This is a genomic window from Streptococcus sp. Marseille-P6264 (assembly GCF_902460355.1).
Classification (GTDB): Bacteria; Bacillota; Bacilli; order Lactobacillales; family Streptococcaceae; genus Streptococcus.
In genome coordinates this window covers 554,585-567,249 of record NZ_CABPTO010000001.1, presented here as the reverse complement: position 1 = coordinate 567,249, position 12,665 = coordinate 554,585, and the positions used below count along the sequence as shown (strand labels likewise).

Here is a 12,665-nt window from a genome sequence, read left to right as displayed (position 1 = left end):
TTAACTGCAGTCGGTGAAAAAGTCCAATAAATAAGGCATTTCATCATGGTTGCTTGAAGATATTTTTTCTGAAAAATGTTACAATGAAATGGAATATCCAAAGGAGTCGAATATGGAACACAAAGAAAAAGATTTTAGTTTATCCTGGTTTTTTAGATGGTTCTTGGATAACAAGGCTATTACCGTATTTTTGGTGACCTTGCTCATCGGTTTGAACATTTTTATTCTTAGCAAAATTAGCTTTATTTTTACACCGGTGATTGAGTTTATTGGTGTCATTATGTTGCCAGTGATTTTGGCTGGGCTGCTTTACTATCTGCTCAATCCCATTGTAGACTGGATGGAAAAGCGCAAGATTAACCGTGTGGCTGGGATTACAATTGTCTTTGTCTTGATTGGTGTTTTGATTGTGTGGGGCTTGGCGGTTGCAATTCCTAACTTGCAGCATCAGATAGTGAGTTTTTCAAAAAATGTTCCCGCCTATCTCAAGCAAGCCAATAAAATGATTGATGATGTTTTGACCAATCATATTTCAGATGATTTGAAGCCACAAATTGAGCAAGTTACGAATAAGCTTTCGACTCAGATCACTTCATGGGCCAGCAATTTTTCATCTAAGGCAGTCAATTGGGCCAGCAATTTGATTAGTACGGCTTCACAAATCATTGTGGCTATTATCATCATGCCTTTTATTCTTTTCTATTTGCTGCGCGACGGGAAAAATCTCAAAGGATATGTGGTTCAGTTCTTGCCAACGAAATTCCGCGAGTCATTTGGTCAGGTCATGACAGATGTGAATACCCAGTTGGCCAATTATGTTCGTGGTCAGGTGACTGTAGCGATTATTGTGGCCTTTATGTTTATGATTCTTTTCAAGATTATCGGCTTGCGGTACGGTGTGACTCTAGCCGTTGTGGCAGGAGTTTTGAACTTGGTGCCTTATCTGGGAAGCTTCCTTGCGATGTTGCCGGCTTTGGTTCTTGGATTGATTGCTGGTCCGATCATGCTGTTGAAAGTCATTATCGTCTTTATCGTGGAGCAGACCATTGAGGGGCGCTTCGTGTCTCCATTGATCTTGGGAAGCCAATTAAGCATCCATCCGATTACGATTTTATTTGTTTTGCTGACTTCAGGAACCATGTTTGGTATCTGGGGCGTCTTGCTGGGAATTCCAGCTTATGCATCAGCTAAGGTTGCTATCACAGCGCTCTTTAAGTGGTACAAGAAGGTTAGCGGTTTGTATGAAGAAAGTGTTCAAGAATTAGGAGAAGGCAGTGAATAAGAGTGAACAAATGTTAACAGCCCTGCAAAATCAAGATTTAGGGCAGGCTGAAAAGTATTTTGAAGAGGCTTTGAGCCAAGATACCGATCAAGAGTTATTAGAATTAGCCGATTACTTAGAAAGTATCGGCTTTTTCCCTCAAGCCAAGCGAATTTATGAAAAATTGGCTCCGCTTTTCCCTGAATCCTATATCAGTCTGGCAACGATTGCTGCTGACGATGGTGATTTGGAGGAAGCTTTTGCCTATTTAGAGGAAATTAACTCGGAAAGTGAATGGTATGTGGCCGCTCTCCTGGCAAAAGCTGACCTTTATCAGCTAGAGGGATTGCCCGATGTGGCAAGGGAGAAATTGCTGGAAGCTGCCAAACTGTCGGACGAACCTTTGGTGACTTTTGGTTTGGCAGAAATTGAGTTTGAATTGGAAAATTTTGCCCAGGCCATCAAGGAATATGCTCAGCTAGATAATCGCTCTATCTACGAGCAGACAGGAGTGTCCACTTATCAGCGTATTGGCCTTTGCTATGCCAGTCTGGGGAAAATCGAAGCAGCCATTGAATTTTTGGAAAAGGCTGTGGAGCTGGAGTACGACGAAGAGACGGTCTATGAATTAGCAGCTATCTTGTATGAGCAAGAGGAGTACCAAAAAGCTAATTTGTACTTCAAGCAGCTGGATACGATTTCGCCGGATTTTGAAGGCTATGAGTATGCCTATGCGCAGTCTCTCCACGCGGAGCATAAGACGGAGGAAGCCTTGGAAATGGCTGAGCAAGGCTTGACCAAGAATCCTTTCGAGACTCGCCTTCTGCTCCTTGCTTCCCAACTATCTTATGAACTGCATGATGTGGAAAAATCTGAAAACTACTTGCTAGCAGCTCAGGAAAATGCAGATGATTTAGAGGAGATTGCTCTGCGCCTGACCAATCTCTATCTGGAGCAGGAACGCTACGATGAGGTCTTAGCTTTTGAGGAACAAGAGCTAGACAATGTCTTAACTCGCTGGAATCTGGCGCGTGCTTATCAGGCCTTGGAAAATCTGGAGAAAGCTGGGGAGCTTTATCAGGAACTGGCAGTTGACTTGCAGGAAAATCCTGAATTTCTGGAAGAATACGTTTATCTCTTGCGCGAATTAGGGTGTGTGGAAGAAGCGAAAATACAGGCTGGTAAGTACCTGCGTTTGGTTCCAGATGATACTGCTATGGCAGATTTGTACGAAAGTTTGTAGAATTTTATTGAGAAAGCTCTTTTGTACTGTCTTTCGGGTATATTAGGAAGAAGATTTTCTTGCTGACACGATAGTTTGATTAGAGAAGGAGTAGAGATATTGTCCCAATTGAAACGAATCCAAGAAATGGAAGAGTATTTAAATAAATACGCTCAGACGCTGGCTGCAGCTCAATCAGCTTTGGCTGAGCTGGAGGCCAGCCAGAAGAATTATATCCAGCTCCGAGATTATTACACCAGCCAAGTTTTCTTTGATGATTTGGAATTTTCCAATCGACCAGACTTTCCTGAGGATGTGGCCTGTGGCGTTCTGAGCGAAGATGCTGTTTATGACCTGATGGGGGAACACTTTGAGACAGCGCTGCAGCTGCTAGACCTATCCAGTGCCATGCTGAAAGAAAGGTAAAGGCCTAGGAGGATTTTTGAAATAAAATGGCTTCTGTCGAAAAGATAAAGCATGGATAACGTCAACGAAAGGATAGGAAATGTGGGAAATCTAAAACAAAGGCCGACCAATCATTGACATTATTAAAGGAACACAAGATTTGCAGAAAGGCGGACCAGCATGCGCGACAATCATCTTCATACCTATTTTTCCTATGATTCTGAGGCGGATTTTTCTGACTATCTGGACCATTACGAGGGCGAGATTGTCACCACCGAGCACTATGATTTGTCCAATCCCTACCCTTACCAAGCTGCCTCGCCCCATGATGATGTACCTGACTATGCGGCTTATTCAGCAAAAATAGCAGAGCTAAACCAGCAATATGGCAACCGCATCAAAAAGGGGATTGAAATTGGTTACTATGCTCCGCGTAAGGCCGATATTTTAGCTTTCCTAGCCGACAAGGAATACGACCTCAAGCTCCTGTCTGTCCACCACAATGGCAGTTTTGACTATCTGGAAGAGCCTGTCTTGCAGCTGGACAAGATGGAGTTAATTCCCCGCTACCTGAGAGAATTAGAAGAGGCCATCGAGGCTGTTCCGGCGGATGTCCTAGCCCACTTTGACTATGGCTTTCGGAAATTCGACCTTACCGTGGAGGAGTTAAAAACTTTTGAACCGCAGCTGCGACAGCTTTTTCAAAAGATGATTGATCATGATCTGGCCTTTGAACTCAACTGCAAGTCTATGTATCTCTACGGTCATGAAGATCTCTATATCTACGCTCTTGGTCTTGTCAAGGAGCTTGGTGGTCAGCGCTTTTCAGTGGGATCAGACGGCCACAAGCTGGAACATTTTCGCTTGAAGTTTGACCAAGTGGCTCAAATCCTCGCTGATGTCGGTATTGAGGAAAGCCAGCTGATTTAAGGCATCCCGTGCGGATTCTCATTGTCCATTAAACGCTTTTTTTGAATTTTGACCAGAATATGATATACTTAATTATCTTAGAAAATACAGAAATTTGTTGATATAGGAGAAAAAATGGCAGAGCCAGTGAAATTATTTCAGTATAATACCCTAGGAGCTTTGATGGCTGGACTTTATGGTGGGAGCATGACGATTGGGGAGCTCCTGAAATACGGCGATTTAGGGATTGGTACACTGGATTCCATTGATGGGGAATTGATTGTTCTTGATGGTAAGGCCTATCAGGCTAAGGGATCTGGCAATGTGCCTGAAGTTGTAGAAGTTTCGGATGATGTAACAGTGCCTTACGCTGCGGTTGTTCCCCACCAAGCGGAGGTCATTTTCCGCCAACGTTTCGAAATGACAGATGAAGAGCTGGAAAAGCGAATTGAATCCTATTACGATGGGGAAAATCTATTCCGCTCCATCAAGATTCATGGAGAATTTTCCCACATGCATGTGCGAATGATTCCAAAATCAACCTCAGAGAAAAAGTTTGCTGAGGTGGCCGTGAGTCAGCCTGAGTACCATGCGGACAATGTTTCTGGAACTATTGTTGGCTTTTGGACACCCGAAATTTTCCACGGTGTCAGTGTAGCCGGCTATCATCTTCACTTTATTTCAGACGACCATACCTTTGGTGGTCACGTTATGGACTTTGTTATCAAGGAAGGGGTTGTGGAGCTAGGTGCTGTCGATCAGTTGGATCAACGTTTCCCAGTTCAAGACCGTAAGTTCCTCTTTGCAAAATTCAATGTCGATGAAGTAAGATCGGACATGGACAAGGTTGAGTAGCCAATTGCTGTGATAATTGTCTACTTCTGATAAAAAAGAGGCTAGGAATCTGCTGTCCCAACCTCTGAAAGATAACTAGATTTTTAAATTCAGTAAGTTTGAGGAGCCGAGGCTCCTCTTTTGTTTTTTAATATCCGCCAAATCCATATTTTAGAAACTGATTAGTTTACATTTTCATGCTTTTAATCTTTTCTTCATCAGGTGTGACGCGCAGGGTTTTCTGGCCTGTATAGGTGACAAATCCGGGCTTGCCGCCAGTTGGTTTGTTGAGTTTTCTGACTTCAATCATGTCCACTTGGACCAGATTAGAGAGTCTGGCCTTGGAGAAGTAGGCCGCTAGCTCGGCAGCGTCTGTCTTTACCTCATCGCTAGGCTGAAGATTGCCTGTAATGACCACATGGCTACCCGGAATATCCTTGGCGTGGAACCAAAGCTCGTCCTTCTTAGCCATCTTAAAAGTCAGTTCGTCATTTTGTAGGTTGTTACGGCCGACTAGGATAATAGTTTGACCGTCAGTTGCCAAATATTTCTCCGGTTTCTGCCTTTTCTGGATTTTCTCTCTTTGGCGTCGGCGGATAAAGCCAGTTTGGATCAGTTCTTCTCGAATTTCCGCAATTTCAGTTAAGCTGGCCTGAGCAAGGGCGGTTTCCACGCTCTCTAGGTAGAGAATGGTAGCCCGAGTCTCCTCAATCAAACTGGTCAGATGTTTGACGGCTTCCTTGAGCTTCTGGTAGCGTTTAAAATAGCGCTGGGCATTTTGGTTTGGGGTCAGGGCCTTGTCAAGCGAGATGCTAATCTTCTCACCTGTGTAGTAATTGTCCAGCTCTACCTGATCTTGGTCGTTGGGCACCTGATGGAGAAAGGTGGTCAAGAGTTCCCCTTTTTGGCGGAATTCTTCTGCATTCTCCGTTGCTAGGAGCTCTTCCTCTTGCTTACCCAGTTTTTTCCGGTTCTTTTCCAACTCATTTTCTACCCTGCGGATGAGTTCGCTGGCCTGCTGGTTGACCCGATCGCGCTCAGCCTTGTCCTTATAGAAAGTATCTAAAAGCTCGGATAACGTGGACATTTGGGTCTTACTGTCGGAAAATAGCAGAGCAGAGAAGGATTTTTCGGTCAGGCTTGGCTGAGTCGGACTGGCAAAAAATGCTCGGAAAGTTTTGAGCTTGTCAACTGTTAGACGGCAACTGAGCTCAGTTGCCGTATCCCGACCCAAGCCCTGAAAAATCTGCTGCAGGCGTTTGGGCTCGATATCCTCTGTCTGTAGGATTTGGAAGAGCTTTTCATCACCCACAGTGAAAGGGTTGAGACTGCCAGTCTGAGGCGGTGCGACATAGGTTGAGCCCGGCAGGATGGTCCGATAGCTATTCTGAGAAAATCCGACGTGTTTAATGGCTTCAATAATCTTACCGCTAGCCTTGTCCAAGAGAATGATATTGCTGTGCTTGCCCATGATTTCGATGACCAGGGTCACAGCCACGCTATCGCCGATTTCGTTCTTATTGGAGACACTGATTTCCAAAATCCGGTCATTGTCCACCTGCTGGATTGCTTCAATAACAGCGCCCTGCAGGTATTTGCGCATAACCATGATAAAGGTATTGGGAACAGCTGGATTTTCAAACGTGGTATCTGTCAGCTGGACGCGCCCAAAGACCGAGTGGGCTGATAGGAGCAGCTTGTGGCTTTTGCGATTGCTGCGAATCTGTAAAACCAGCTCCTGTTCAAAAGGTTGATTAATCTTTTGGATGCGGCCGCCCAGCAATTCGCGGCGGAGCTCCTCTGTCATGTGGTGTAAAAAAAATCCGTCGAAAGACATGCTTTTCTCCTTGAAAGTTGCTAAAGAAGATTATAACAAAAAACCAAGCCAAAAGCTTCTAAAGTCTCATCAAAAAGAAATTTATTTTTTTTCAATGATTATCGACATAAACAAAAACCGAACATTTTATAAAAATTTTCAAAAAAGCCTTGACATCTATTTAGGAAAAATTTACAATATAGGAAATTAGAAAAGTAGTAGATGCATTTGTTTTTAGCGAGCTTGTGGTTGGTGGAAACGAGCAGCAAATCTTTACGAAATTGGGCTAATTGATAACTATGAATTTGAAACAATAAGAATTCGGTGTGCACACCTTACAGTGCAGCTTGTTTGATGACAAGACAGAGATATGGGGAATATTAGCTATTTTTCCATAATTGAGGTGGCACCGCGATTTACGCCCTCACACAGAATACCTGTGTGAGGTTTTTTGTTGCTTATTATAAAAAAATAAGGAGAATTGCCCATGTTTAAACGATGGCGTCCCTAGGGATTGAATAGAAAAAATGAAATAAAGAAATGGAGAAAAAATATGAAAAATAAACGTTTAATGACTATTTTGGGCCTCTTGGCTATTTTGGTAATCGGTGGGATGGCTTATTCCAGCTTGAGTGGAAAGAGCAACGGATCTAAGACTGGCGACGATAGTAAAACAGTCAAGGTTGGTGTCTTGCAGTATGTCAGCCACCCTTCGCTTGATTTGATTTACAAGGGGATTCAGGACGGTCTAGCTGAGGAAGGCTACAAGGGCGACAAGATTAAGATTGACTTTATGAATGCCGAGGGAGATCAGAGCAAAGTCTCTACCATGAGTAAGCAACTGGTGTCCAATGACAATGATGTGCTGATTGGGATTGCGACTCCGTCTGCGCAAGGCTTGGCTGCGGCTACTAAGGACAAGCCTATCGTCATGGGAGCTATCACAGATCCAGTCGGAGCAAACTTAGTGAAAAATCTGGATAAGCCAGGTAGTAATATCACAGGTGTTTCTGACCACAATCCAGCTAAGCAACAACTAGAGTTGATTAAAAAATTAACGCCAAATGTGAAAACAATCGGTGCCCTTTATTCTAGCAGTGAAGACAACTCTAAAGCTCAGGTAGAAGAGTTTAAAAAATTGGCCGAAGAGGCAGGCTTCAAGGTAGAGGAATACTCTGTTCCTTCAACCAATGAGATTGCTTCAACCATGAATGTCATGACTGGTAAGGTTGATGCTATCTGGATTCCAATTGATAATACCATTGCGTCAGCGTTTGCGACAGTTGTGTCCAGCAATAAAGAAGCTAAGAAACCGATTTATCCAAGTGCGACAGCCATGGTTGAAGAAGGCGGTCTTGCCTCTGTCGTTGTAGACCAGTACGATCTCGGTGTTGCGACAGGTAAAATGGCTGCTAAAGTCCTTAAAGGTGCCAAGCCTGCTGATACTGCAGTAGATATTTTCGATACAGGTAAATCTGTTATCAATACTAAAAATGCCAAAGAACTCGGTATCACTGTACCAGAAGATGTCCTCAAAGAAGCTGGCCAGGTTATCAAATAAAAAGAAAGAAGTCTGTTGCTTGACAGGCTTCTTTTTCTGCTTGTAAAATCTTTAACTGAGCTTGCGAAATGTTTAGAAATTTGTTAGAATGAATTATAATTGAATAGCAATCCGCAAGACCAGTAACCTAGGGGAGGTTTGACAGGGAGGGGAGCCAGCGACTGAGAGCTCTCTAGATGAAAGCTAGGCGAATTCACTTGCTTTAGGATTGGTAATTAAGGTCTGGCTTGCCAGATAAAAAACGGATGGTACCGCGTGTCAACGCTCCGCTTCGGTGTGAGTAAGACCGCGGTTTTTATTTTGGAGGAACTATGTCAACAATTGAAGAACGATTGCAGAGTCTGCGTGAGGAAACTTTAGCCCAATTGCAGACCATTACTCTGGAAAATGCTAAGGATATGCAGGAGCTGAAAGTATCTGTCCTAGGGAAAAAAGGGAGTCTTACTGAGATTCTCAAAGGGATGAAGGATGTTTCTGCTGAGATGCGCCCAATTATCGGGAAGCACGTCAATGAAGCACGAGATGTGCTGAATGCAGCCTTTGAAGAAGCAGCTCAAATCTTGGAAGAACAGAAAGTCGCAGCCCAGCTGGCCAATGACGCCTTGGATGTAACCCTACCAGGACGTAAGATTCCGGCTGGAAATCGCCATATCTTGACCCAAACGAGTGAAGAAATCGAAGATATCTTTATCGGCATGGGCTATCAGGTTGTGGATGGTTTCGAAGTTGAGTCAGACTACTACAACTTTGAGCGGATGAACCTGCCTAAAGACCACCCTGCGCGGGATATGCAGGATACCTTCTACATCACAGAAGAGATCCTCTTGCGTACTCACACATCTCCTGTTCAGGCTCGTGCGATGGATGCCCATGACTTTAGCCAAGGACCGCTCAAGATGATCTCTCCGGGACGTGTTTTCCGTCGTGATACAGACGATGCGACTCACTCACACCAGTTTCACCAGATTGAAGGTCTGGTCGTAGGGGAAAATATCTCTATGGCTGACTTGCAAGGAACCTTGCAGCTGATTATTCAAAAAATGTTTGGTGCGGATCGTAAGATTCGTCTGCGCCCATCTTACTTCCCATTCACAGAGCCATCTGTCGAAGTGGACGTCTCTTGCTTTAAGTGTGGTGGTGCCGGCTGTAATGTCTGCAAGAAGACTGGCTGGATCGAAATCATGGGAGCTGGAATGGTGCATCCAAGTGTCTTGGAAATGAGTGGCATTGATTCAGAGAAATATTCTGGCTTTGCCTTTGGTCTCGGTCAGGAGCGGGTAGCTATGCTTCGCTACGGTATCAACGATATTCGTGGCTTTTACCAAGGCGATGTACGTTTTTCAGAGCAATTTAAGTAAGAAGCTTAGAAATAGGATTTGATTTGAACAATCCCATCACAACAAGACTGATTAACAATGTTTGCGAGTTTGAAATGCGTGGAAATGGTGTTCATCAGTTTAGCTGCCTATAAGATAATTTTAGATGGGAATATCGATCACAGCTGCTTCTGAGAAAGGAGTGCCCTATGTTAGTTAGAGTTCGGCCAGAGGATCTGGATATTTTGCGGGACTTGGAAGTGCAGACCTACCAAGAAACTTTTGGTCCTTTCATCAAGCAGGAAGATTTAGAGCATTATTTTTCCCACGAGCTGGTGCGTGAAAGGCTGGAGCAGGAGCTGGCCAATCCTGAGTCTGAGCATTATTTTGTACTGGACAAGGAGCAAAAAATCGCTGGTTTTCTCAAGTGTAACTGGGGTCAGGCTCAGACAGAGCAGGAGTTGGAAGATTCCTTTGAAATTCAACGAATTTATGTGCTTGCCTCCCATCAGGGCCTCGGATTGGGCAAGGAAATGTTTGAATTTGCCCTAGCAGAAGCTGAGAAACGTGGCTTTAGCTGGGCTTGGCTAGGTGTTTGGGAAAGAAATTTCAAGGCGCAGAACTTTTACTTTAAATATGGCTTTGAAAGGTTTAGCCAGCATGAATATATCACTGGTGATACGGTTGATATTGACTGGCTTTTAAGGAAGAAATTAAACTAAAAAGACGATAACATCGCTGTTTATTGGGCTTTTAGTGAAAACAGAAATTTATAGAGAGGAATCAAATACGACCGAAAAGACGAATGGACTGGCTTTGTCTATGAAGTCAGAGTTAGGTCTGGTCGGTCGTAAAATCATAAATATGTTAGTTAGTTATAAATGGTTAAAAGAACTGGTTGATTTGGATGTGACGAGCGCCGAGCTGGCGGAGAAAATGTCCACAACTGGTATTGAAGTAGAAGGAGTCAGCTCGCCAGCTGAAGGCCTTTCGAAAATTGTTGTCGGAGAAGTTCTGAGCTGTGAGGATGTTCCAGATACCCACCTGCACCTCTGTCAAGTCAATGTTGGTGAAGACGAGCCTCGTCAGATTGTCTGTGGTGCACCGAATGTTCGCGCTGGGATCAAAGTTATGGTGGCTGTACCAGGCGCTCGCATTGCAGATAATTATAAGATTAAAAAAGGAAAAATCCGTGGCTTGGAGTCACTGGGAATGATTTGCTCTCTCGGTGAGCTGGGCATTTCTGATTCTGTCGTGCCAAAGGAATTTGCGGATGGCATTCAAATTTTGCCAGATAGTGCTGTACCAGGAGATGAGGTTTTTCCTTATCTGGACTTGGATGATGAAATTATCGAGCTTTCTATCACGCCAAACCGGGCTGACGCTTTGTCTATGCGCGGAGTGGCACACGAAGTAGCAGCTATCTACGATAAGCCTGTTCATTTCAAAGAATTTCTTTTGACTGAAGGGGATAAAGAGGCTGCGGCTAGCTTGTCTGTTGTCATTGATAGCGAAAAAGTACCGTTTTATGCAGCTCGTATTTTGGACAATGTTACTATTGCTCCGAGTCCTCAGTGGCTGCAAAATCTCCTCATGAACGAAGGAATCCGTCCGATTAACAACGTAGTGGACGTGACTAACTACATCTTGCTCTACTTTGGTCAGCCCATGCATGCCTTTGATCTGGACACATTTGAGGGGGATCAGATTGTCGTCCGGGAAGCGCGTGCTGGTGAGAAATTAGTGACGCTGGACGGCGAAGAGCGTGAGCTGGAAGTCGGTGATTTAGTTATCACTGTGGCAGATAAGCCAGTGGCTTTGGCTGGTGTCATGGGCGGAGCAGCCACCGAAATCTCTGACAAGTCGACTCGTGTCGTTCTGGAAGCAGCTGTCTTTGATGGCAAGTCAATCCGTAAGACAAGCAGTCGTCTGGGCTTACGTTCGGAGTCTTCTTCACGCTTTGAAAAAGGGATTAACCTTGCAACAGTAACCGAAGCTCTAGATGCTGCTGCTAGCATGATTGCTGACTTAGCAGGTGCAACTGTTCATGCTGGTATTGTCCAAGCAGGACAGTTAGATACGACTGACAAGCAGGTTTCGACTAGCCTTTCTGATGTCAACCGAGTTCTGGGAACAGATTTGACTTATGCGGATATTGAAGATATTTTCCGTCGTCTAGGCTTTGGTCTTAGCGGATCTGCGGACTTCTTCACAGTCAGCGTACCTGCTCGTCGTTGGGATATTAGTATTCCAGCAGATCTTTACGAGGAAATTGCTCGTATTTATGGCTATGACCGCTTGCCAGTTTCCCTACCTCAAGATGCTGGAACAGCTGGTGAATTGACGGCCACTCAGAAGCTACGTCGCAAGGTTCGGACGGTGGCTGAAGGAGCAGGGCTGACAGAGATTATTTCCTATGCCTTGACTACGCCAGAAAAAGCTGTCGAATTTACGCTTAATCCTACAAATCTAACGGAGCTTATGTGGCCTATGACAAGGGAGCGCAGTGTTCTCCGCCAAAATATGCTCTCAGGCATGTTGGATACTGTCAGCTACAATGTTGCTCGTAAAAATAAGGATTTGGCCCTTTATGAAATTGGGAAAATCTTTGAACAAACGGGTAATCCGAAGGAAGAATTACCTAATGAAATCAATAGCTTTGCCTTTGCCCTAACTGGCTTGGTAAGTGAGAAAGATTTCCAAACGCCAGCGACTCCTGTGGACTTCTTCTATGCTAAGGGTGTGGTTGAAGCGCTCTTTGACCGCCTAGGATTAGCAGCTGATTATCAAGCAACTGACCAGCTCAAGAGCCTGCACCCGGGTCGGACAGCGCTGATTTCGATCAAGGGTCAACCAGTGGGCTATGTTGGGCAGGTTCATCCAGTGACGGCCAAGGCTTATGATATCCCAGAAACCTATGTGGCAGAGCTTAATCTGACGGCTATTGAGGCGAGTCTTGAGCCAGAACAGCCTTTTGTAGAAATCACCAAATTCCCAGCTGTTACCCGCGATGTGGCCTTGTTGCTCAAAGCAGAGATCAGCCACAGACAGGTTGTTGAAGCGATTCAAGCTGCCGGAGTGAAACGTTTGACGGATATCAAGCTCTTTGATATCTTCTCGGGTGAAAAGCTGGGTGTTGGTCTCAAGTCTATGGCCTACACACTGACCTTCCAAAATCCAGAAGACAGCCTAACCGATGATGAAGTGGCTAAATACATGGAAAAAATCCAAAAATCCTTGGAAGAAAATGTCGGCGCAGAAGTGCGCTAGTATATACAAAGAGAAGCAGTCCTTGAGGGCTGCTTTTATCTAATAGTAGGACTTTATAAAAAACTTGATTT

The 12,665-nt window shown here is 44.5% G+C and carries 10 protein-coding genes; 9 read left to right on the top strand and 1 reads right to left on the bottom strand.

The features are described from left to right. Positions 1 to 112 precede the first annotated feature (112 nt). From FZ941_RS02890 to budA, 5 genes are all read left to right on the top strand, one after another. Positions 113 to 1,282: an AI-2E family transporter gene (locus FZ941_RS02890; RefSeq protein WP_062004205.1), complete on the top strand. Its 1,170-nt coding sequence runs from the start codon at positions 113 to 115 to the stop codon at positions 1,280 to 1,282. After that, entirely contained in the window at positions 1,275 to 2,504 is a 1,230-nt protein-coding gene (locus tag FZ941_RS02885) for a tetratricopeptide repeat protein (protein ID WP_148886774.1), read from the top strand. The genes FZ941_RS02890 and FZ941_RS02885 overlap by 8 nt, the downstream gene beginning before the upstream one ends. A gap of 99 nt (positions 2,505 to 2,603) precedes the next feature. Continuing rightward, positions 2,604 to 2,909: a DUF4298 domain-containing protein gene (locus tag FZ941_RS02880; RefSeq protein ID WP_148886773.1), complete on the top strand. Its 306-nt coding sequence runs from the start codon at positions 2,604 to 2,606 to the stop codon at positions 2,907 to 2,909. Between the two features lie 159 nt (positions 2,910 to 3,068). Next, positions 3,069 to 3,818 carry a PHP domain-containing protein gene (locus tag FZ941_RS02875; protein WP_148886772.1) on the top strand — a complete coding sequence of 250 codons (750 nt, stop codon included), beginning with the start codon at positions 3,069 to 3,071 and terminating at the stop codon, positions 3,816 to 3,818. A 114-nt stretch (positions 3,819 to 3,932) separates the two neighbouring features. Further along, positions 3,933 to 4,652, top strand: coding sequence for an acetolactate decarboxylase (budA, locus tag FZ941_RS02870; RefSeq protein WP_148886771.1), 720 nt, complete (start codon positions 3,933 to 3,935; stop codon positions 4,650 to 4,652). Between the two features lie 166 nt (positions 4,653 to 4,818). Here budA and fbpA read toward each other — a convergent pair whose 3' ends face one another. Beyond that, positions 4,819 to 6,468: an Rqc2 family fibronectin-binding protein FbpA gene (gene fbpA / locus FZ941_RS02865; RefSeq protein WP_148886770.1), complete on the bottom strand. Its 1,650-nt coding sequence runs from the start codon at positions 6,466 to 6,468 to the stop codon at positions 4,819 to 4,821. A gap of 532 nt (positions 6,469 to 7,000) precedes the next feature. On the opposite strand from fbpA, the gene trpX reads away from it, so the two are divergent. The 4 genes from trpX to pheT all read left to right on the top strand — a co-directional run bounded on the left by trpX (position 7,001) and on the right by pheT (position 12,594). Continuing rightward, positions 7,001 to 8,008: a tryptophan ABC transporter substrate-binding protein gene (gene trpX / locus FZ941_RS02860; RefSeq protein ID WP_148886769.1), complete on the top strand. Its 1,008-nt coding sequence runs from the start codon at positions 7,001 to 7,003 to the stop codon at positions 8,006 to 8,008. Positions 8,009 to 8,319: 311 nt separating this feature from the next. Next, positions 8,320 to 9,366 carry a phenylalanine--tRNA ligase subunit alpha gene (pheS, locus tag FZ941_RS02855; RefSeq protein WP_005589611.1) on the top strand — a complete coding sequence of 349 codons (1,047 nt, stop codon included), beginning with the start codon at positions 8,320 to 8,322 and terminating at the stop codon, positions 9,364 to 9,366. A gap of 167 nt (positions 9,367 to 9,533) precedes the next feature. Beyond that, a complete protein-coding gene (locus FZ941_RS02850) occupies positions 9,534 to 10,046 on the top strand; it encodes a GNAT family N-acetyltransferase (RefSeq protein WP_148886768.1) in 513 nt (170 codons plus the stop codon). 94 nt (positions 10,047 to 10,140) lie between these two features. Further along, entirely contained in the window at positions 10,141 to 12,594 is a 2,454-nt protein-coding gene (gene pheT, locus FZ941_RS02845; RefSeq protein WP_398587556.1) for a phenylalanine--tRNA ligase subunit beta, read from the top strand. The last annotated feature ends 71 nt before the right edge of the window (positions 12,595 to 12,665 follow it).

Coding starts and splice junctions, on each gene's coding strand:
- trpX (WP_148886769.1), top strand. CDS start 7,001: ATGAAAAATAAACGTTTAATGACTATTTTGGGCCTCTTGGCTATTTTG.
- FZ941_RS02890 (WP_062004205.1), top strand. CDS start 113: ATGGAACACAAAGAAAAAGATTTTAGTTTATCCTGGTTTTTTAGATGG.
- FZ941_RS02850 (WP_148886768.1), top strand. CDS start 9,534: ATGTTAGTTAGAGTTCGGCCAGAGGATCTGGATATTTTGCGGGACTTG.
- budA (WP_148886771.1), top strand. CDS start 3,933: ATGGCAGAGCCAGTGAAATTATTTCAGTATAATACCCTAGGAGCTTTG.
- fbpA (WP_148886770.1), bottom strand. CDS start 6,468: ATGTCTTTCGACGGATTTTTTTTACACCACATGACAGAGGAGCTCCGC.
- FZ941_RS02875 (WP_148886772.1), top strand. CDS start 3,069: ATGCGCGACAATCATCTTCATACCTATTTTTCCTATGATTCTGAGGCG.
- pheS (WP_005589611.1), top strand. CDS start 8,320: ATGTCAACAATTGAAGAACGATTGCAGAGTCTGCGTGAGGAAACTTTA.